The sequence below is a fragment of the Achromobacter xylosoxidans genome (genome assembly GCF_001457475.1).
Taxonomy (GTDB): domain Bacteria; phylum Pseudomonadota; class Gammaproteobacteria; order Burkholderiales; family Burkholderiaceae_B; genus Achromobacter; species Achromobacter xylosoxidans.
The window spans coordinates 6,225,497-6,244,365 of record NZ_LN831029.1; the positions used below are offsets into that span (position 1 = coordinate 6,225,497).

Here is an 18,869-nt window from a genome sequence, read left to right on the forward strand (position 1 = left end):
TCGTCGTCAGGGCAGCACCGGAAAACGCGTGGCGATCTCGTCGCCCGTGAACCGCGCCACCCAGCCCGCCGGGTCATTGAACAACCGGATGCAGGTGAACGCGGGCGCCGAGCCCATGTCGAACCAGTGTGGCAGGCCGGCCGGCACCGAGATCAGGTCGTCCTGCTCGCACAGCACCGCGTAGACGCGGCCGGCGGCATGCAGCGTGAACAGGCCGCTGCCGGCGACGAAGAAGCGCACCTCGTCATCGGCGTGCGTGTGCTCGGCCAGGAACTTGCGGCGCAAGGCCTCGCGCTCGGGATGCGCCGGGTCCAGGCTGACCACGTCGACGCTGCGATAGCCGCGCTCGGCCACCAGCCGGTCGATCTCGGGACGATACGCCGCCAGCACCTCGGCCTGCGGCGCGCCGGGGGCCACCGGCGCCTGCGCGCGCCAGCGTTCGAAGGTCACGCCGATGGCGGCCAGCTCGCGCCGGATCTCGCCGACCTCATCGATGCGCCGGCCGGCGGCGGGATCGTCCTGCGGATAGATCGTCAGCGTCGACATCGCTTACCAGGAGGTGCTGTACGCGCCAGGGAACTTCTGCGCCACGAAGGCCTTCACCTCGTCGGACTGGTAGGCCTTGATGAAGCGCGCGATGCGCGGATCGTTCTTGTTGTCCTCGCGCGCGGCGATGACCACGGCGGCGAACGGCGCCTCCTTGCTTTCCAGCACCAGCGCATCCTTGGCGGGCGACAGGCCGGCCGGGATGGCGTAGGCCGAATTCACCGCGGCGGCGTCCACGTCGGCCAGCGAGTGCGGCAGTTGCGCGGCCTCGATCTCGACGAACTTGAGCTTCCTGGGGTTGTCGACCACGTCGAACAGCGACGCCGTCACGGTCACGCCGTCCTTGAGCTTGATGAGCTTGGCCGCCTGCAACACCAGCAGCGCGCGGGCGCCGTTGGTCGGGTCGTTGGGGATCGCCACCTTGGCGCCCGGCTGCAGGTCGTCCAGCGACTTCACGCGCTTGGAATAGATGCCCATCTGCTGCACCACGGCCGTGGCCACCGGCACCAGCTTGTAGCCGCGCGCCTTGTTCTGCGATTCCAGGAAGGGCTTGTGCTGGTAGATGTTCAGGTCCAATTCCTTGGCATCGAGCGCGGCGTTGGGCTGGATGAAATCGCTGAACTCGACCAGCTTGACCTTCAGGCCCTGCCTGGCCGCGACCTGCTGCACCACTTCGCCGATCTGGGCGTGCGGGCCGACGGTCACGCCGACTTTCAATTCGGCGTCCTGCGCCATGGCCGGCGCGGCGGCGGCGAATCCGATCAGGGTGGCAAGGGCGGCCAGGGTGTGGCGTAGACGCATGGGAATCTCGGCAATCGAACAGGGAAGGGAAGCCCCGGATTCTAGTGAGCGTCCTTCAAAACCGGAAGCGATGAATTTTCATATTGATATGCGTCTTTCCATATAAAGCCCGCCGCGATGACAAGCCCGCGCCGGCGCGACACAATAGCGGCTGGATCCAAACACCTTGCCGTCATTGCCAATGTCCACCCCCAACGAACTGCATCCCCACGCGCGCGCCCTGCTGGCCGACCACTACGCCGCGGTGGATGCCGACCTGCCCGCCCTGCTCGACCTGCTCTTTGCCCGCAGCGCCGGCGAAGACTGGCACAAGGCCGGCACCTTCAAGCACCACCTGCTGGGCGTCTACCGCACCCTGGCGCTGTGGAACCAGCCGCGCGAAGTGCGGCTGCTGGGCCTGTTCCACAGCGTGTATGGCAACGAGTACGTCGATCTCACCCTGTTCGACCGCGAGCGCGAACGCAACACGCTGCGCGAGGCGCTCGGGGTCGAGGCGGAGGAATGGGTCAGCCTGTTCTGCGCCATGCCGCGCACCCGCTTCGTGCAGGCCATCCTGCAAGGCCAGGGGCAAGGCCCCGAGGGCCTGACGCTGGAAGGCGTCGACGGCCAGGTCTTCACCTTCACGCCGCGCCAGGTCGCCGCCTTCATCGTGGTGTCGGCCGCCGATATCGGCGAGCAATGGCATAGCTGGCAGGACGAGATCTTCGCCGGCTATCCGCAGCAGCAGCGCCGCGACCTCAAATCGCATTGGGCCGCGTCGCTGTGGCCCGGCCCGCTGAAGCCGCCGTCGAACATCCTGTCGATGCTGTCGCACCTGCTGGCGCCGCTGTCAGCGCTGCCGGCCGATACCGGCATCCCCGTGCCACCCGCGTTCGACCATTGCCGCGCCACCCTCAGCCCGCGCGACGAGGCCGCCGCCAGCGCGCTCTACTGGCAGGTCGTCACCCGCATGCACCCGCAGACCGAAATGGACACCGCGCGCCACATGCTGGAAGCCGCGGTGGCGCACAACCCGTGGGTCGCCGAGCCGCGCCTGCTGCTGGCGCAACTGGCGCTGACCGCCGGCGACTTCGAGGCCGCCGCAGGCCACGCCGCCGCCGGCCTGGCCGCGCTGCAAGCCTGGGGCACCGCCTGGGACAAGCGCATCGAGTGGGCCGGCTGGATGGCCTGGGCCCGCATCGAACTGCAGAACGCCCGCGCGCGCCGCTGGCCGGAAAACCTGGCGGCCTTGAACGGCCTGGGGTTGGTGGAGTGATCGCAGCGCGCTGAGCCATGGCGCCCACGCGCACGGTAAAACGAAAACGCCCCAGGAATCGGTAGATCCCCGGGGCGTTTGACCATCACGGCCCGGGGGCCGCGGCGGCGCTTATTTCATGCCTTCCCAGTGCGGACCGGGCACATGGATGTCGAACAGCTCCAGCACCCGGGCCACGGTGTGATCCACCATTTCCTCGATGCTGGCCGGCCGGTGATAGAACGCCGGCAGCGGCGGAAACACGATGCCGCCCATCTCGGTGACGGCGGTCATGTTGCGCAGGTGCGCCAGGTTGAAGGGCGTTTCGCGCACCATCATCACCAGGCGGCGACGCTCCTTGAGCGTGACGTCGGCCGCGCGCGTGATGAGGTTGTCGGACAGGCCATGGGCCACGGCCGCCAGCGTGCGCATCGAGCACGGCACGATGACCATGCCGGCCGTCTGGAACGCGCCGCTGGCCAGCGTGGCGCCCACATCGCGCACGCTGTGCACGTGGTCGGCCAGCGCGTAGACATCATGACGGCTGACATCGAGTTCGTGCTTGATGTTGAGCACGCCCGAGGCCGACACCACCAGGTGCGTCTCGACATCGTCCACGCCGCGCAGCGCCTGCAGCATGCGCACCGCGTACAGGGCGCCGGTGGCGCCCGTGATGCCGACGACCAGTCGCCGCATGGAATCAGGCCGTGGCGCCGGATTGCTCCAGCAGGGTCTTCAGTTCGCCGGACTCGTTCATCTCGTTCATGATGTCCGAACCGCCGATGAATTCACCGGCCACGTACAGCTGCGGAATGGTGGGCCAGCTGGAGAATTCCTTGATGCCCTGGCGGACTTCGTCGTCCTCCAGCACATTCACGGTGACCAGCTTCTTGACGCCACAGCTCTTGAGGATCTGGATGGCCTTGCCGGAAAAGCCGCATTGCGGGAATTGGGCGGTGCCCTTCATGAACAGCACGACGGGGTGCTGGGTCACGGTTTCGCGGATGAATTCTTGAACGTCGCTCATGGTGGTCTCTTGGACAGGAGGCATAACGGAATACGCCAATTATAGGTACAGGCGGGATTTCGTCCCGGATACCCCGGGGCCGCCCCCGGGAATCGGCCGCTTGCGGCGCGGCTGCCGGTTACAAATCGCCGGCCCGGCGTCAGCCGCGCCCCGGCCAGCGCCCGCCGGAAATGCGCTCGATGCCGGCCAGGTCGCGCCGGCTGTGCACGTCCGTGAAACCCGCGGCAGCGAGCAGGCCGCGCACGGCCTCGGCCTGGTCCCAACCGTGCTCCATCCACAGCGCGCCGCCCGCCTTCAGGTGGCGATGGGCGCCCGCCACGATGCGGCGCAGGTCTTCCAGGCCGTCGGCGCCGTCGGTCAACGCGCCGCGCGGCTCGAAGCGCACGTCGCCCTGCCCCAGGTGCGGGTCGTCGCTGGCGACATAGGGCGGGTTGGACACGATCAGGTCGAAGCCCTCGCCTGCCGGCACCGCGTCGTACCAACTGCCCTCGACGAAGCGCACCGAGGCCGTCAGCTCCCAGGCATTGCCCGCGGCCACGGCCAGCGCGGCGGCGCTGACGTCGCTGGCCATCACCCGCGCATCGCGACGCGCCAGTGCGATCGAGATGGCGATGGCGCCGCTGCCGGTGCCCAGATCCAGCACCGCCGGCGCCGCTTGGCCGGCGACGCATTCCAGCGCCGTTTCCACCAGCACCTCGGTGTCCGGACGCGGAATCAGCACGTCGGGCGTGACGCGGAACATGTGCCCCATGAACTCGCGCTGGCCCAGCAGATAAGCCATTGGCTCGCCGGCCAGGCGGCGCTGCGCCAGCGCCTCGTAGGCCGCGGCCACTTCGGGCGCCAGCGGATCGGTGTCATGCGCCAGCAGCCAGGCGCGCGGCTTGGCCAGCACGTGCTCGAGCAGCATGCGCACCTCGAGCCGGGGCAGGCGCGTGTCCAGCAACAGGCTCTTGATCTGGGTCGTCATGGTCGGAACGTTCTCGCCGAAGGGGCCGCCCAGCCGCTCAGATATCGTCGCCCAGCGCCGCCAACTGCTCGGCCTGGTGCTCGGCGATCAGGGCGCCGGTCAGCTCCTCCAGATCGCCTTCCATGATCTGCTGCAGCTTGTACAGCGTCAGGTTGATGCGGTGGTCGGTGACGCGGCCCTGCGGGAAGTTGTAGGTGCGGATACGCTCGGAACGGTCGCCGGAACCGATCAGGCTCTTGCGCTCGGCCGCTTCCTTGCTCTGGCGCTCGCGCGTTTCCTTGTCCTTCAGGCGCGCGGCCAGCACCTGCATGGCCTTGTCCTTGTTGCGGTGCTGCGAGCGGTCGTCCTGGCATTCCACCACCAGCCCGGTCGGCAAGTGCGTGATACGCACGGCCGAATCGGTCTTGTTAATGTGCTGGCCGCCGGCGCCGCTGGCGCGAAAGGTGTCGATGCGCAGGTCGCTCGGGTTGATGACGATCTCCGACATCTCGTCGGCTTCGGCCATGATGGCCACCGTGCAGGCCGAGGTGTGGATGCGGCCCTGCGCCTCGGTGGCGGGCACGCGCTGCACGCGGTGCGCGCCGGACTCGAATTTCAGGCGGCCGTAGGCGCCGTCGCCCTCGATGCGCGCGATCACTTCCTTGTAGCCGCCCAGTTCCGACGGGCTTTCCGACATCAGCTCGACGCGCCAGCCGCGCTGTTCGGCGTAGCGCGTGTACATGCGCAGCAGGTCGCCCGAGAACAGCGCGCTTTCATCGCCGCCGGTGCCGGCGCGGATTTCCAGGAACACGCTGCGGCCGTCATTGGGGTCGCGCGGCAGCAGCAGCAACTGCAGCGCCGCCTCCAGCGATTCGAGCTTGACGCGGCCGCTCTTGATCTCGTCCTCGGCCATCGCCTTCAGCTCGGGATCGGCCAGCATCTCCTGCGCGGTCGCCAGGTCTTCCTCGCCGCGCACGAAGGCGGTGAACGCCTCGACCACCGGCTCCAGTTCGGCGCGCTCGCGCGACAGCTTGCGGAAGCGGTCCATGTCGGACGCGGTTTCCGGTTCGGCCAGCAGCGCGTCCACCTCGATAAGGCGGTGACACAGATGCTCCAGCCGGCTGCGCATGGAAGATTTCATGATGGGGATTCAGCAAGGGAAAACGGAAATGGCGGGCGCCCGCAACGAGCGCCCGCCGCAAGGCGGGGCGGAAGCAGCGCCGCTAACGGCGCGAGTCGCGGCCGGGGAACAGGCGCGGCATCCAGGCAAGCAGTTGCTTGCGGTCCTCGCCTTCGCTGCGGTTCAACGCCGCCAGCGGGCCATGCAGGTATTTCTGGGTCAGGCCGTGGGCCAGTTGCTCGAGCACGGCCTCCGGCGATTCGCCGCGCGCCAGCAGGCGGCGGGCGCGTTCGAGTTCGGCGGCGCTGACGTCTTCGGCGGCCTGGTGCAGGTCGCGGATGACGGGCACCACTTCGCGCGATTGCATCCAGTGCATGAAGCCCTGGACGCGGGTTTCGATGATGGCCTCGGCCTGCACCACGGCGGCGCGGCGGGCGTCGGTGCCGGTCTGGACCAGGCGGCCCAGGTCATCGACGGAATACAGGTAGACGTCGTCCAGGCGGCCGACCTCGGGTTCGATGTCGCGCGGCACGGCCAGGTCGATCATCACCATGGGACGGTGGCGGCGCAGGCGCGTGGCCCGTTCCACCATCCCCAAACCGAGGATGGGCAGGGAGCTGGCCGTACAGGAGACCACCACGTCGAATTCGGACAGGCGCTCGGTCAGGTCCGACAGCTTCATGGTGCTGGCCGAGAACCGGTTGGCCAGCAGCTCGGCGCGCTCGGCCGTGCGATTGGCCACCACCATGCTGCGCGGACGCTGCGCGGCGAAGTGGGTGGCGCACAGCTCGATCATTTCGCCCGCGCCGATGAACAGCGTGCGGGCCTGGTCCAGGTTGCCGAACACGCGTTCGGCCAGGCGCACCGCGGCGGCGGCCATGGACACCGACTGCGCGCCGATGGCGGTCTGCGAACGGACTTCCTTGGCCACCGAGAAGGTGCGCTGGAACATCTGGTGCAGCAGCGTGCCGAGCGAACCGGCTTCGCCAGCCGCGCGCACGGCGTCCTTCATCTGGCCGACGATCTGGGTTTCGCCCAGCACCATGGAATCGAGCCCGCTGGCCACGCGGAAGGCGTGGCGCACGGCGTCGTCCTGCTGGTGGCGGTACAGATGCGGGCGCAGCGTGCCGGCATCGAGGCGGTTGTGCTCGGCCAGCCACGCGGGCAGCTGGTCGGCCACGTGGCCATCGGCGGCGCAATAGATTTCGGTGCGGTTGCAGGTCGACAGGATGGCGGCTTCGCGCACCGATCCGCCGAACGCGGAACGCAGGCCTTCCAGCGCCGGCTTGACCAGATCGACGGGCATGGACACGCGTTCGCGAACCGAAACCGGCGCGGACGTGTGATTCAGACCGAAGGCTAGGACAGCTACCGACATGTAAAGGACAAGGCCGTGAGTATTAGAGCTGTGGTCCCCGCAAAGCCCATGCGGTGCAGCGTGCATGTAACAGCGGACCGGCCATGATTATACTCCCGCGGGTTATCCCCACGCCATTCGGGCCCCTGGCCGCGACCGTGTGTCGCACCCCATGCAATGGCCGTTTGCGATACCATGCGCCCCTGTCGCTTGTCGCGTTGGAAGGCGGCCCGAAAATTCTTCACACTTTTTTCGAGGCGGCTGGCACAAGTCCAAAAAATTGTGTATAGTTGCGGACTTCGTTGGCCTGGTAGCTCAGTTGGTAGAGCAGCGGATTGAAAATCCGCGTGTCGGTGGTTCGATTCCGCCCCAGGCCACCAGAATTAAAAAGCCCGGCTCCTTGGAGCCGGGCTTTTGCATTGTGGCGTTGGCATTGGCATTGACGGGCGACGTTCAAGACCCCGGCAACGCCACTCCCATCGCCGCGAACAATCCCCCGCACACCTTGTTGAAGCGCCGGCCGGCGCGCTCCAGCCACGGCCGCACGCGGTGCGCCAGGCGGGCCAGCACGTATTCCACCAGGAACTCGATGACCGCGAAGGTGGCGGCCATGATCACGAACTGCGTGAACAGGCTGCGCGCCGGATCGATGAACTGCGGCAGGAACGCGCCATAGAACAGCAGCGCCTTGGGGTTGGAAATCGCCGACAGGAATCCCTGGCTGAACATGCGCGTGCCGCGCAGCCGCGGCATGTCGGGCGCCGGGCGCAGTTGCACGCCGGGCGAGCGCCACAGCTGGATGCCGAGCCAGATCAGGTAGGCGCCGCCAGCCCATTTCAATACCGTCAGCGCCGGCCCCCAGGCCTTGAGCAGCGCGCTGATGCCCAGCATCGACAGGGCAATCAGGGCGATGAAGCCGACCGCGCCGCCGGCGATGGTGCACAGCGCCTTGCGATGGCCATGCAGCGCGCCGTGGGTCAGCGCCAGCAAGGTATTGGGACCGGGCGTGATCGACAGGCCCATCACGGCAACCAGATAGATGAGCCAGCTATGCAAGGCCATGGCGGGGATATGCGCAAAGGAGGGAGGCGGCCAGTCTAGCGCCGCCGGCTCGGGGCCCGCAATCTCCGGCCGGCACGTTATGCCTCGTGCGACGGCATCGTCGGCACCGCCAATCCGTATTTCACGCGATTCATCACCACCAGCGTCGAAAAGCGCTTCACATTGGGATCGCCCCAGAAGTGGCGCTGCGCGAACGCATCGTATTCCGCCATGTCGCGCACGGTCATGGTGACGACGAAATCCACTTCGCCCGTGACCGCCAGGCACTGCATGATCTCCGGCGCCTGGCGCATGGCGCGCTTGAAGGTGTCGAGCTTGTCGGCGCGCTCGCTTTCGAGCGACACCAGCACCACCATCATGATGTCGCGCCCCACCGCCGCCGGGTCCACCACCGAGACGTCGCCCAGCACCGCGCCGGACTCGCGCAACCGCTTCATGCGGCGCAGGCACGATACCGGCGACAGGTTCACGCGCTCGGCCACCTCCTGGCTGGTGCGCTGGTTGTCTTCCTGCAGGCTCTGCAGGATCTGAAGGTCGAAATCGTCTAGTTCCATGGGGTCTCGGCGCCGCGGCGATCCAGGCCACGCGGGCCCGTAGGACGATTCTAAACGGGTGTGCGCCACGACCCGCCCCCAAATTCGACGGGAAACTTCATTTGCGCACCGCCGGCTGCAGGAATTAATCACCCGCCTTGCTTACACTGGGAACCCTCTGGCCGCCCTCGCGGCCAGGCGCAGCCCGATTCCCATGCCGTCACTCCAGCTTTTCCTGCTTTTCCTGGCCGCCGACGCGGCGTTGAAACTCACCCCCGGCCCTGATATGGCGCTGACGTTGTCGCGAGGCATGACGCAGGGCTTCCGGCCTGCCTTCCACAGTGTGCTGGGGAACGTGGCGGCCGGATTCATCCAGGTGCCGGCCGTGGTGCTGGGGCTGGCCTCGGTGCTGCAGGCGTTTCCGACGCTGTTCCTGGCGATCAAGGCGGCCGGCGGCTTGTACCTGGGCTACCTGGGCATCAAGGCCATCCTGCGCTGCGCCCGCGACGCCGACATCTCCCTGGCCGCGCGTCCCGGCGATGCGCGCGACGCTTTTTGGCAGGGCTTCATGACCAACCTGCTGAACCCGAAGGTGCTGCTGTTCATGATCGCCTTCCTGCCGCAGTTCACCACCCCGGACAACGGTCCGGTATGGCTCCAGATGTTGGTGCTGGGCGTGACCATGAAGGCGCTGAGCCTGCCCTATGGCAGCTGCTTCGCCTACGGCGCATCGCGCATCCGCGGCTGGGTGGGCCGCAACCCGTGGTTCCTGCGCATGCAGCAGGGACTACTGGGCGCGATCATGCTGGCGCTGGCCCTTTACGTGCTCTACTCCACCGCCTCGACCCTCACCCCCTGATTCTTCCGCAGACGCAGCACCATGACCGCCGCCACTCTTCCCTCCGGACGCGATGCCTCCGCCTCCACCCTGATGCCGACCTTGTCGCTGATCGGCGCCATGGCCTCGCTGTGCGTCGGCACATCGTTCGCCAAATCGCTGTTTCCCGAGGTTGGCGCGCAGGGCACGACGGCCTATCGCATCGTCATCGGCGCCATCATCCTGATCGCGTTCTGGCGCCCATGGCGCTTTCCGCTGACCGCTCGCAATGCCGCCAAGATCGCGCTATATGGCGTGACGCTGGCCTGCATGAACCTGCTGTTCTACATGGCGCTGCGGACCCTGCCGCTGGGCGTGGCCATCGCCATCGAGTTCACCGGCCCGCTGACGCTGGCGGTGGTGCTGTCGCGGCGCGCCATCGACTTCGTCTGGATCGCCTGCGCGCTGGCCGGGCTGGTGCTGCTGATCCCGACCGGCCAGTCGATGCACGACCTCGATCCCGTCGGTATCGCTTATGCGCTGGGCGCGGCTGTCTGCTGGGCGCTGTACATCATATTCGGCAAGATGGCCGGCAACGTGCATGGCGGGCAGGCCACTTCCCTGGGACTGCTGGCGGCCACCATGGTGGCGCTGCCGGTGGGCGCGGCCCATGCCGGCATGGCGCTGCTGGACCCGAAGCTGATCCTGGCCGGCGTCGCGGTCGGCATCCTGTCGAGCGCCCTGCCCTATTCGCTGGAAATGGTGGCCCTGCGGCGCCTGCCGCAGAAGACCTTCGGCGTGCTGCTGAGCATGGAACCCGCCATGGGCGCGCTGGCCGGCGTCATCGTGCTGAACGAGCACCTGTCCGGCACGCAGTGGCTGGCGATCTGCGGCATCATCATCGCCTCGGCGGGCTGCGCCGCCACCGCGCGCCGCCAGAACCGCGCCGCCGCGGCCGGGTAGGCCGCGGCGGGCGCGCCGCCGCGCCGCGTCAATCCACCGAAATGTTCTTCTGCCGGATCACCGCGCCCCAGCTGTCGTACTGACGGCGCGCGTAGTCATAGAATTCGTTGGACGAGCTGCCCATGGGCTCCATGCCTTGCAACTTGAGCTGCTTGACCACCTCGGGTGACTTCAACGCCGCCTGGATCGCGCCGCTGAGCTTGTCCACCACCTCGCGCGGCGTGCGCGCCGGGGCCACCACCCCTTGCCAGGCGGCGGCCTCCAGCGGCGGCCCGCCGCTCTCGCCGAAGGTCGGCACCTCGGGCAACTGCTCCGAACGCTCGTACGCCGGCACCGCGATGGCACGCAGCTTGCCTGCCTCGATCAACGGCCGCGCCGCGGCGAGGTCCGCCATCATCAGCGGCACCACGCCCGCGGCCACGTCCTGCAAGGCAGGCGGCGTGCCCTTGTAGGGAATCGCGGTGGCCTTGGCGCCGAACATCGACAGGAACAGCTCCATCGCCAGATGGTGCGGGCTGCCCACGCCCAGCGACGCATAGCTGGCCGTCTTGTTGCGCGACAGGTAGTCCATCACGTCCGGCATGTTGTCCAGGTCGGAAGCCGGCGAGGCCACCAGCACGATAGGCAGCGCCACCAGGGTGGAGACCGGCGTCAGGTCCTTCCACGGGTCATAGGGCAGTTGCTTGTACAGCCACGGATTCAGGGCCAGCGTGCTCATGCCCGCGGTCATCACCGTATAGCCGTCGGGCGCGGCGCGCGCGGTTTCCTGGGCCGCCACGATGGTGGCGGCGCCGGGCCGGTTCTCCACCACCACCGGCTGGCCCAGTGTCTGGCTGACATGCTTGGCGACGATGCGGGTGGCCAGGTCGCTGCCGCCGCCAGCGCTGAAAGGCACCAGCCAGCGGATCGGATGGTCGGGAAAATCGCCGGCCCACGCGGGCATGGCGCTCGCCGCGAGCGCGGCGGCGGCCAGCGTCCCCAGCGCGCGGTGGATGAAACCTCTTCTGGACATGCGGTTGTCTCCTGGTGTTCTTTATTTAATTAACATATTAACTATATTTTCGGCAGGCGGCGAGCATGGCATGCGGGGCCGATCATGGGGACAGCATCATGGCGATACGCCGGTTGCCGCTCAAGCGCGGGCCGCGGCCAGCCAGCGCAGGCCGGCGGATGTGGCGGCCGCCGGGCGATACTCGCAGCCGATCCAGCCGGCATAGTCCAGTTCGCGCAGCACCGAGAAGATCCAGCCGTAGTCCAGCTCGCCACGGTCGGGCTCCTGGCGCAGCGGCACGCCAGCGATCTGCAGGTGCCCGACGCGTCCGGTGGGCAGGTACTGGCGCAATTTGGCGGTGACGTCGCCCTCGACGATCTGGCAGTGGTACAGGTCCATCTGCACCTTCAGGTTGGGCGCGTTGACGGCCTGCACCACCTGGTGGGCCTCGTCCTGCCGATTGAGGAAATAACCGGGAATGTCGCGCGTGTTGATGGGTTCGATCAGCAGCGTCACGCCGGCCGAACGCGCCTGGCGCGCGGCCCAGTCGAGGTTCTCGCGGTAGCAGTCCAGCATGGCGTCGCGCGCGACGCCATCCGGCGCCACGCCGGCCATCACGTGCACCTGCGAGCAGGCCAGCACAGTCGCATAGCCCAGCGCCTGCTCGATACCGGCGCGGAATTCGTCCTGGCGGTCCGGCAGCGCGGCCAGCCCGCGTTCGCCGCGCGCGCTCACGCCCGGCGGGGCATTGAACAGGACCTGCGACACGCCCGCGTCATCCATGCGCTCGCGCACGAAGGCGGCAGGCGCCTCGTAGGGAAACATGCATTCCACGCCCGCGAAACCGTCGGCCGCGGCGGCCGCATAGCGGTCCAGGAACGCATGTTCCGGGTACATCATCGACAGATTGGCGGCGAACTTCAGCATGGCGGACTCCGGGGCGGACGGCATGGCTGGAACTTAGCATATCCGCCCGCGGAATCCGGCTTCGCCGGCACGCCTCAATAGGTCATGCGCACGCCCAGCATCACGCTGCGGCCCGGCAGCGGCGCCACCGAGGAGATGAACGAAGCGTGGTTGTACGCCAGCTTGTTCAGCAGGTTGGTGCCGCGCAGATAGACTTCATAGCCGGTCGCGCCGTAGCGGCCGCGATACGCCACCACCGCGTTGACCAGGTTGTAGCCCGGCGTGCTGCTTTCGTAGGCGGCAATGTCCTTCTGCGAAAACACGCGGGCGTATTCGATGCCGCCCGACCATTGCTGCCACTTGACGTTGCCGCGCAGGCCGGCGCGCGCCGCCGGGATGCGCGGCAGGTTGCCGTCGCCGCCGGTCAGCTTGCCGCGCACATAGTCGCCGAACACCGCCGCCGAGAACACCGGCGTGAACTGGTGCCGCAGCTCGCCTTCCACGCCGGTGAATTCGGCGTCGCGCTGGGTGTACTCGATCAGGCGGAAGTCCTCGTAGCGGTCGAGCGTGTCGGCGTAGATGTAGTTCTTGACGCGGTTGTGGAACACGCTGGCCGAGAAAGTGGTGTCGCCGGCGTGCTTGCGCAGGGTCAGGTCGATGTTGTGCGAGGTCTCGCGGCCCAGGCCCGAGTTGCCCAGTTCGTAGGTGTTGGTGGCCAGGTGCACGCCATCGGCGTACAGCTCCTGCGCGCTCGGCAGGCGCTGCGAACGCGACAGCGACAGCGCCACGGAATACTGCGGCGCGAAGTCCCAGATGGCGGCGGCCGACAGCGAGGTGCCCGACAGGCTGCTGCGCGAGGCGCCGCCGGACGGCGCGATGCGCTGCCAGTCCTGGCGCGCGCCGACTTCGAAGCGCCAGTCGTTCAACTGGTATTCCTCCAGCACGAACAGGCCGTTCGAACGGGTCCGGCTGCGCGGCAGGAAGGCTTCCTCGCCATCGGCGCGGAAGTCGCTGTAGGCATTCTGCAGGCCGATCACCCCGCGCCAGCCGGCCACGGGCTTGTGCTGCAGTTCCACGCGCAGGTCGTAGCCCTTGTTCTTGAAGCGGGTGCCGACCTGGCCGCCCTCGATCTCGTCATGCTGGTAGTCGGTCAGTCCGCCACGCACGCGGATCTTCTCGAAGCCGGCGAAGGGATCCTGGTATTCGGCGCGCAGGTCCAGGCGGTTGCTGCGCAGCTTGACGTAAGGCACGCCGCCGTGTTCGTGATCGTGGTCATGGTCGTGGCCTTCCTCGCCTTCGTCGCCATGGTCGTGGTCGTGGCCACCGCAATGCAGATGGGTGCCGTGCGGATGGCAGCCTTCATACTCGTGGTTGTGGCCGGGCAGGCCGTACGTGCTTTCCAGGTGCGTGAACGCCAGGCCCACATAACCGCGCGGCGTGATCCACGACATGCCGACCGTGCCCTGGGAGGATTCGCTGTACGAACCCTCCAGCTTGCCGCCGGGCCAGTCCGGCACGTCGTAATCGCTGGTGCGCCGCTTCATGCCTTCCACCCGCACGGCGAACTGGCCCTCGCCGGCGGTGATGCCCACGGCGCCGGCGCGCTCCTTGGTGCCGGTGGCCCCGCGCAACTCGGCTTCCATTTCCACGCCCTTCTCCGGCACGGCGGTGGGGATCTTCTTGTCCACCACGTTCACCACGCCGCCGATCGCGCCGCCGCCGTACAGCAGCGTGGCCGGGCCGCGCAGCACCTCGATGCGCTCGGCCAGCAGCGGTTCCACCGTCACCGCGTGGTCCGGCGAGATGCCGGACGCGTCCATCACCTCGGAACCGTCGGACAGCACTTTCACACGAGGCGCGGTCTGGCCGCGGATCACGGGGCGGCTGGCGCCGCCGCCGAAGGTGTCGCTGTTCACGCCCGGCTGGCTTTTCAGGGTTTCGCCCAGCGTGCCGGCGCGCCGCTCGACCAGCTCATCGCCTTCCAGCACGGAAGCCGGCAGCATGGTGCTGTTCAGGTCCAGCCCCAGCGGATTGGCCGACACGATGATCGGCGCCAGCGTGCGGTTGCGCGACGGGTCGGCCTCGGTTTCGGCCTGCGCCACCGGCGCGGCCAGCATCAGCGAGCAAACCAGCGGCTTGAGCGCCCGCGCGCCCCGGCTCCTGCCCGCCCCGGCCGCGTTCCACCTGCCGCGCAACGCCTGCTTGTCCTGCGTCTTGCCTTTCATCTTTACCCTCATTGATGTTATATCATTACAGAAAACCTAAGGATGATATAACATCTCAGAGACAAGACAAGCCGATTCCCGGGAATCGGCCCTGCCGGCAACACTCAGCCGGACGCCAAGCCAAGCACCGCCTGCAGCACCGCCACGCGGCTCTGGCCCAGCACCGCGCCATGCCAGTCGGGCGCGTCGCAATAGAAGGCCTCCAGCGTCGTGCGCAGGATCTGGTCGCGCAACGTCGGCGCCGCGTCGGCATGCGCGCGCAGCCAGTTGCGGCCCCGCAGGGCATCGATCACCTGTTCGGAGGGCTGCGTGCCGTACTCCAGCGCCATCAGGGTGGGCACTGAATTCGGACAAGCCTGATAGATCAGGCCCGCCAGGTGCCCGGTGATGTCCACCGAGGCCGACGTGCCCTGGTAGGGCACGGCGATGTCGGTGCCCCACCAGCGGCGGGCGCGCTCCACCTCGGCATCGTCGCGGCGGCCAGCGTAGATCTTTTCGCCATGTCCGCGCGGTCCCAGCCCCGTATGCACATCGATCCAGCCGATCCGCGCAAAGCCGGCGGCATGTTCCTGGAGGATGCGGCGCAAGTTCAGCAGCGACGCGGCCGGGCGGTCGCCGCCATAGAACAGGCCGTCGGGGTGCGTGTACTGGCCGCGTGTCACGGCCTGCTTGAAGGCCGGCAGGCCGTGCTCGTCGATATGGGCGGCGATCTGCGCGCGATTGGCGTCCGACGGCGGCCATTGCGCCGGCAGCAGCAGTTCATGGATCTGTCCGTAGCCGGGGTTGGCGGGCAGCGGCTGGCCGTCGAAGGGCTGGGCGTTGCGGTTCAGGTCGACATTGCCTTCGTCGGTGCGCGCGATCCACGAGAAACCATGCGGATTCACCGCATGCACCAGCAACAGCGCCACGCCGGCCTGGCGCGCGCGTTCGAGCATCTCGGCGTCGTCCAGCAGGGCCAGCTGGCAACCCGAGCCACAGAAGCCTTCCACGCCATGGGTGGCGGAGGTCATGATCAGCAACCGCTTGGCGTCGGCATCGCCGATCAGGGCGACGTCGGTGGCCAGGTCCTCGCCTTCGCGCCCCTTGGGCTCGATGGCATAGGACGCGAAGCGCGTGGCCAGCGGCCGGGCTGCGGCGGTGAAGCGCTCGCGCGCCAAAGCATAGCTGCGGGAAAAGTAAGGGCTAGCGGATTGCATCAGGCCTCCTGGTTGTCGATATCGTCGCCGGTGCGGTCGCGGATCCAGAACAGCACCACCGTGGAAAGCGCCACCGCCACCATCAGGTACCAGGCAGGCGCCATGGGATTGCCGGTCACGTGCAGCAGCCAGGTCACGAAGAACTGCGCGAAACCGCCGAACACGGAAATCCCCAGGCCGTACACCACCGACATGCCGGTGGTGCGCACGGATTTGGGGAACAATTCGGGCAGCATGGTGATGCCGGGCGCCGACTGCATCGCCAGCAGCACCGAGAGCAGCGCCACCACCAGCATCAGCCGCGCGCTGCTGGGCGCCGCCACCAGCCACTGGAAGCACGGCAGCAGCACCGCCACGGTCGTCACCCGCGACCAGAAGATCACGCGCTTGCGCCCCACCCGGTCGGCCAGCATGCCGACCAGCGGCGCGCACGCAAAACCGACCACGCCCACCACCACGCTGGCCGACAGGGTCGAGGTCGCCGGCAGGCCCAGCTCGCGGTGGGCGTACGACGGCATGTAGAAGCCGATGATCTGCGCGCACACCATGCCGCCGATCATCAGCAAGATGCCCTTGGCCACTTCGGTCTTGTGCTCGGCGAAGACGCGGCGCAGCGGCTGGTGGCCAGCGGCGCTCGGCCGGCGCGCCCCGGCCTCCTCGACATGCAGCGTCTCTTCCAGGTTGCGGCGGATGTAGGCGCCCACCGGCACCGTCAGGATGCCGATCACGAACGGCACCCGCCAGCCCCAGGCCTGCATCTGCTCGGCGCTGAGCGCGGCGGTCAACGTGCCCACCACCACCGCGCCCAGCGCCACGCCGAGCGACTGGCTGCCGAACTGCCAACTGGAATAGAAGCCGCGTCGCGACGGCGGCGCGTGCTCGACCAGCAGCGTGGTCGAGGCGCCGACCTCGCCGCCGGCGGCAAAGCCCTGGATCAGCCGCGCCAGCACCATCATGACCGGCCCCAGCAGGCCCATCTGCGCGTGCGTGGGCGCGGCGGCGATCAGCGCACAGCCCAGGCCCATCAGCCACAGTGTCAGCGTCATGGCGGCGCGGCGGCCATGGCGGTCGGCGTAGGAGCCGATCAGCATGCCGCCCACGGGCCGCATCAGGAAGCCGACGCCGAACGTGGCGGTGGTCAGCAGCAGCTGGCCGTAACTGGAGGCCGCCGGAAAGAACAGCGGCCCGATGACCAGCATCAGAAAAGTGAATACGGTGAAGTCGAAGAACTCGAGCGCGTTGCCGATGGTGGTGCCGGCGATGACCCGCCGGCGCATGGAAGGCGTATGCAGGCTGCGCGCGCCGGCGCCGGCCGCGATGGCGATAGACATGTTTTCCCCTTGATGTCCGATCTCTGTGCCGGCCCGTGTTTCCGGTAACCGTGCCTAGTGAATATACGGATGGCCCGCGAAACGCAAAAGACAGTATTTTTGGCGCAGTGATGACTTTTACTTATAGCCCGCCGTGCCCGCTCCGATGAACCTGCGCCAGTTGCGCGCCTTCGTGCTGATCGCCGAACACGGCAGCATCCGCGCCGCCGCCCGCGCCCTGTGCGTGACCCAGCCGGCGGCCACGCGCAGCCTGCGCGAACTGGAACAGAGCCTGGGCGCCGAGCTGGTGCGGCGCAGCGCCAAGGGGGTCGAGCTGACGCCCTACGGCCAGGCGCTGCACAAGCGCGCCGTGCTGATCCTGCAGGAAGCCCGGCGGGCGCAGGAAGACATCGACCAGATGCGCGATGGCGAAGGCGGCACGCTCAACCTGGCCATCAGCTCATCGGTCTTGCCGATACTGCCGGCCGCGCTGGCCGCGTTTCGCGCCCGCATGGCGCGCGTTGCCGTGGCCTTCCATGAAGTCGCGCCACCCTACAGCCACGAACAGCTGGAAACCGGCCGCTACGACCTGGTGGTGCAGACCGAATACGACGGCGACATCTATGACGGCTTTGCCCGCACCACGCTGTTCACCCTGCCGCTGGCGGTGGGCGCGCGCGCCGATCATCCGCTGCGTCACGCCACCGACCTGGCCGAACTGCGCGACCTGCTGTGGCTGATGCCCGGCAATACCCAGACGCCCACCAATCTGCTGCGCCTGGCCTATGCGGAACGCGGCCTGCCGCCGCCCACCGACGTGATTCCGTGCCAGTCCATCGCCATCGCGCTGGCGATACTGGACCAGAGCGACGCGGTGGGCTTTTTCGTGCGCAACGGCCTGCACCGCGTGCTGGCGCCGACGTCCTTGTGCATATTGCCGCTGGCGCATCCGCTGCCGGCGGCGCGGGTGTCGATCCTGACCCGGGCGGATTCGCCGCCGACGCCGGCCGCGCAGTTTTTCATCGAGTGCCTGAACCGCGCCCGCGCGCCGGCCTGATGCGGCGGGTTATCATGAGCCCCCACTCCCAGGGCGGTGACCCGCCTTGCTTACGCGGCCCCATGCCATGGCGTTTCCCCGACTCAACACGCCCCCCACGCTGACCGATACGGTGGCCAAGCAGTTGCTCGCCGAGATCGACGCGGGCCGCGTGCTGCCCGGCGAAAAGCTGCCCACCGAAACCCGCCTGGCCGAGCAGTTCGGCGTCAGCCGCACCGTCATCCGCGAAGCGGTGTCGCGGCTGCGCCAGGACGGCATCGTCGAGGCGCGCCAGGGCAGCGGGGTGTTCGTCACCGGCCACGACGGCAACCGCGCGCTGCGCATCGACGCGGCCGAGCTGGCCTCGCTGGACGCGGTGCTGCACATCGTCGACCTGCGGCGCGCGCTGGAAACCGAAATCGCGGCGCAAGCCGCCGCCCGGCGCGGCAAGCGCGACATGGCGGCCATCGACGACGCGCTGGCGGCCATCGCCACCGCGGTCGACAACGGTGGCGACGGCGTCAAGGAAGACGTGGCCTTCCACCGCAGCATCGCGCGCGCCACCGGCAATCCGTACTTCCTCGCCACGCTGGCGTTCGTCAGCCAGTATCTCGAAGCCGCCACCCGCGTCACGCGCGGCAACGAGGCGCGCCACGCCGACCAGATGCGCGCGGTGCTGCGCGAACACGAAGCCATCGCCGAGGCCATCCGGCGCCAGGACGAGGACGCGGCGCGCGAAGCCGCCCGCATCCACATGGTCAACGCGGCCAAGCGCCTGCGCCTGGCGCATCGCTGAACG

General features: G+C 68.2%; 19 protein-coding genes and 1 tRNA gene. 6 read left to right on the forward strand and 14 right to left on the reverse strand.

The annotated features are described in order from the left end of the window. Positions 1 to 6: 6 nt before the first annotated feature. Both AT699_RS28035 and AT699_RS28040 read right to left on the reverse strand, forming a co-directional pair. Positions 7 to 546 carry a 1,2-dihydroxy-3-keto-5-methylthiopentene dioxygenase gene (locus AT699_RS28035; protein ID WP_024070601.1) on the reverse strand — a complete coding sequence of 180 codons (540 nt, stop codon included), beginning with the start codon at positions 544 to 546 and terminating at the stop codon, positions 7 to 9. Positions 547 to 549: 3 nt separating this feature from the next. Next, positions 550 to 1,347, reverse strand: a complete 798-nt coding sequence (locus AT699_RS28040) for a MetQ/NlpA family ABC transporter substrate-binding protein (RefSeq protein WP_024070602.1) — start codon at positions 1,345 to 1,347, stop codon at positions 550 to 552. Between the two features lie 181 nt (positions 1,348 to 1,528). Between AT699_RS28040 and AT699_RS28045 the strand changes: the two genes are divergently transcribed. Continuing rightward, positions 1,529 to 2,602 carry a DUF6817 domain-containing protein gene (locus tag AT699_RS28045; protein ID WP_054497882.1) on the forward strand — a complete coding sequence of 358 codons (1,074 nt, stop codon included), beginning with the start codon at positions 1,529 to 1,531 and terminating at the stop codon, positions 2,600 to 2,602. A gap of 111 nt (positions 2,603 to 2,713) precedes the next feature. Here AT699_RS28045 and AT699_RS28050 read toward each other — a convergent pair whose 3' ends face one another. From AT699_RS28050 to hemA, 5 genes are all read right to left on the reverse strand, one after another. Next, on the reverse strand, positions 2,714 to 3,277 hold the full coding sequence (locus AT699_RS28050; protein ID WP_006389999.1) for a UbiX family flavin prenyltransferase: 564 nt from the start codon (positions 3,275 to 3,277) through the stop codon (positions 2,714 to 2,716). A 4-nt stretch (positions 3,278 to 3,281) separates the two neighbouring features. Continuing rightward, the gene (gene grxD, locus AT699_RS28055) at positions 3,282 to 3,608 is read right to left on the reverse strand and encodes a Grx4 family monothiol glutaredoxin (RefSeq protein ID WP_006389998.1); all 327 of its coding nucleotides are present in this window, start codon (positions 3,606 to 3,608) and stop codon (positions 3,282 to 3,284) included. Positions 3,609 to 3,747: 139 nt separating this feature from the next. Beyond that, complete coding sequence (prmC, locus tag AT699_RS28060) at positions 3,748 to 4,575, reverse strand: peptide chain release factor N(5)-glutamine methyltransferase (RefSeq protein ID WP_024070604.1); 828 nt, start codon at positions 4,573 to 4,575, stop codon at positions 3,748 to 3,750. A gap of 37 nt (positions 4,576 to 4,612) precedes the next feature. After that, entirely contained in the window at positions 4,613 to 5,695 is a 1,083-nt protein-coding gene (gene prfA / locus AT699_RS28065) for a peptide chain release factor 1 (RefSeq protein WP_006389996.1), read from the reverse strand. Between the two features lie 82 nt (positions 5,696 to 5,777). Further along, positions 5,778 to 7,052, reverse strand: coding sequence for a glutamyl-tRNA reductase (gene hemA, locus AT699_RS28070; RefSeq protein ID WP_006389995.1), 1,275 nt, complete (start codon positions 7,050 to 7,052; stop codon positions 5,778 to 5,780). A 283-nt stretch (positions 7,053 to 7,335) separates the two neighbouring features. Here hemA and AT699_RS28075 point away from each other — a divergent pair. Continuing rightward, positions 7,336 to 7,411, forward strand: a tRNA-Phe gene (locus AT699_RS28075). A gap of 73 nt (positions 7,412 to 7,484) precedes the next feature. Here AT699_RS28075 and AT699_RS28080 read toward each other — a convergent pair. Both AT699_RS28080 and AT699_RS28085 read right to left on the reverse strand, forming a co-directional pair. Further along, entirely contained in the window at positions 7,485 to 8,093 is a 609-nt protein-coding gene (locus AT699_RS28080) for a LysE family translocator (RefSeq protein WP_024070607.1), read from the reverse strand. Between the two features lie 77 nt (positions 8,094 to 8,170). Then, the gene (locus AT699_RS28085) at positions 8,171 to 8,647 is read right to left on the reverse strand and encodes an Lrp/AsnC family transcriptional regulator (RefSeq protein ID WP_024070608.1); all 477 of its coding nucleotides are present in this window, start codon (positions 8,645 to 8,647) and stop codon (positions 8,171 to 8,173) included. 193 nt (positions 8,648 to 8,840) lie between these two features. Between AT699_RS28085 and AT699_RS28090 the strand changes: the two genes are divergently transcribed. Both AT699_RS28090 and AT699_RS28095 read left to right on the forward strand, forming a co-directional pair. After that, positions 8,841 to 9,485, forward strand: a complete 645-nt coding sequence (locus AT699_RS28090; RefSeq protein ID WP_024070609.1) for a LysE family translocator — start codon at positions 8,841 to 8,843, stop codon at positions 9,483 to 9,485. A gap of 21 nt (positions 9,486 to 9,506) precedes the next feature. Beyond that, a complete protein-coding gene (locus AT699_RS28095) occupies positions 9,507 to 10,406 on the forward strand; it encodes an EamA family transporter (RefSeq protein ID WP_024070610.1) in 900 nt (299 codons plus the stop codon). Positions 10,407 to 10,434: 28 nt separating this feature from the next. Here AT699_RS28095 and AT699_RS28100 read toward each other — a convergent pair whose 3' ends face one another. The 5 genes from AT699_RS28100 to AT699_RS28120 all read right to left on the reverse strand — a co-directional run bounded on the left by AT699_RS28100 (position 10,435) and on the right by AT699_RS28120 (position 17,055). After that, complete coding sequence (locus AT699_RS28100) at positions 10,435 to 11,418, reverse strand: Bug family tripartite tricarboxylate transporter substrate binding protein (RefSeq protein WP_038504522.1); 984 nt, start codon at positions 11,416 to 11,418, stop codon at positions 10,435 to 10,437. A 120-nt stretch (positions 11,419 to 11,538) separates the two neighbouring features. Continuing rightward, positions 11,539 to 12,324, reverse strand: coding sequence for a 2-oxo-tetronate isomerase (gene otnI, locus AT699_RS28105; protein ID WP_024070612.1), 786 nt, complete (start codon positions 12,322 to 12,324; stop codon positions 11,539 to 11,541). Positions 12,325 to 12,398: 74 nt separating this feature from the next. After that, the gene (locus AT699_RS28110) at positions 12,399 to 14,420 is read right to left on the reverse strand and encodes a TonB-dependent receptor domain-containing protein (RefSeq protein ID WP_232254282.1); all 2,022 of its coding nucleotides are present in this window, start codon (positions 14,418 to 14,420) and stop codon (positions 12,399 to 12,401) included. A 212-nt stretch (positions 14,421 to 14,632) separates the two neighbouring features. Further along, complete coding sequence (locus AT699_RS28115; RefSeq protein ID WP_024070614.1) at positions 14,633 to 15,724, reverse strand: M14 family metallopeptidase; 1,092 nt, start codon at positions 15,722 to 15,724, stop codon at positions 14,633 to 14,635. Continuing rightward, positions 15,724 to 17,055: an MFS transporter gene (locus AT699_RS28120; protein ID WP_024070615.1), complete on the reverse strand. Its 1,332-nt coding sequence runs from the start codon at positions 17,053 to 17,055 to the stop codon at positions 15,724 to 15,726. The genes AT699_RS28115 and AT699_RS28120 overlap by 1 nt, the downstream gene beginning before the upstream one ends. 133 nt (positions 17,056 to 17,188) lie before the next feature. On the opposite strand from AT699_RS28120, the gene AT699_RS28125 reads away from it, so the two are divergent. Continuing rightward, the gene (locus AT699_RS28125; protein ID WP_223203263.1) at positions 17,189 to 18,091 is read left to right on the forward strand and encodes a LysR substrate-binding domain-containing protein; all 903 of its coding nucleotides are present in this window, start codon (positions 17,189 to 17,191) and stop codon (positions 18,089 to 18,091) included. 67 nt (positions 18,092 to 18,158) lie between these two features. Next, positions 18,159 to 18,866, forward strand: a complete 708-nt coding sequence (locus tag AT699_RS28130) for a FadR/GntR family transcriptional regulator (protein WP_024070616.1) — start codon at positions 18,159 to 18,161, stop codon at positions 18,864 to 18,866. Positions 18,867 to 18,869 lie beyond the last annotated feature (3 nt).

What these genes read in the sequence shown, in the direction of transcription:
- AT699_RS28035 (WP_024070601.1), bottom strand. Translation starts at nt 546, where the DNA reads ATGTCGACGCTGACGATCTATCCGCAGGACGATCCCGCCGCCGGCCGG.
- AT699_RS28040 (WP_024070602.1), bottom strand. Translation starts at nt 1,347, where the DNA reads ATGCGTCTACGCCACACCCTGGCCGCCCTTGCCACCCTGATCGGATTC.
- AT699_RS28045 (WP_054497882.1), top strand. Translation starts at nt 1,529, where the DNA reads ATGTCCACCCCCAACGAACTGCATCCCCACGCGCGCGCCCTGCTGGCC.
- AT699_RS28050 (WP_006389999.1), bottom strand. Translation starts at nt 3,277, where the DNA reads ATGCGGCGACTGGTCGTCGGCATCACGGGCGCCACCGGCGCCCTGTAC.
- grxD (WP_006389998.1), bottom strand. Translation starts at nt 3,608, where the DNA reads ATGAGCGACGTTCAAGAATTCATCCGCGAAACCGTGACCCAGCACCCC.
- prmC (WP_024070604.1), bottom strand. Translation starts at nt 4,575, where the DNA reads ATGACGACCCAGATCAAGAGCCTGTTGCTGGACACGCGCCTGCCCCGG.
- prfA (WP_006389996.1), bottom strand. Translation starts at nt 5,695, where the DNA reads ATGAAATCTTCCATGCGCAGCCGGCTGGAGCATCTGTGTCACCGCCTT.
- hemA (WP_006389995.1), bottom strand. Translation starts at nt 7,052, where the DNA reads ATGTCGGTAGCTGTCCTAGCCTTCGGTCTGAATCACACGTCCGCGCCG.
- AT699_RS28080 (WP_024070607.1), bottom strand. Translation starts at nt 8,093, where the DNA reads ATGGCCTTGCATAGCTGGCTCATCTATCTGGTTGCCGTGATGGGCCTG.
- AT699_RS28085 (WP_024070608.1), bottom strand. Translation starts at nt 8,647, where the DNA reads ATGGAACTAGACGATTTCGACCTTCAGATCCTGCAGAGCCTGCAGGAA.
- AT699_RS28090 (WP_024070609.1), top strand. Translation starts at nt 8,841, where the DNA reads ATGCCGTCACTCCAGCTTTTCCTGCTTTTCCTGGCCGCCGACGCGGCG.
- AT699_RS28095 (WP_024070610.1), top strand. Translation starts at nt 9,507, where the DNA reads ATGACCGCCGCCACTCTTCCCTCCGGACGCGATGCCTCCGCCTCCACC.
- AT699_RS28100 (WP_038504522.1), bottom strand. Translation starts at nt 11,418, where the DNA reads ATGTCCAGAAGAGGTTTCATCCACCGCGCGCTGGGGACGCTGGCCGCC.
- otnI (WP_024070612.1), bottom strand. Translation starts at nt 12,324, where the DNA reads ATGCTGAAGTTCGCCGCCAATCTGTCGATGATGTACCCGGAACATGCG.
- AT699_RS28110 (WP_232254282.1), bottom strand. Translation starts at nt 14,420, where the DNA reads ATGCTGGCCGCGCCGGTGGCGCAGGCCGAAACCGAGGCCGACCCGTCG.
- AT699_RS28115 (WP_024070614.1), bottom strand. Translation starts at nt 15,724, where the DNA reads ATGCAATCCGCTAGCCCTTACTTTTCCCGCAGCTATGCTTTGGCGCGC.
- AT699_RS28120 (WP_024070615.1), bottom strand. Translation starts at nt 17,055, where the DNA reads ATGTCTATCGCCATCGCGGCCGGCGCCGGCGCGCGCAGCCTGCATACG.
- AT699_RS28130 (WP_024070616.1), top strand. Translation starts at nt 18,159, where the DNA reads ATGGCGTTTCCCCGACTCAACACGCCCCCCACGCTGACCGATACGGTG.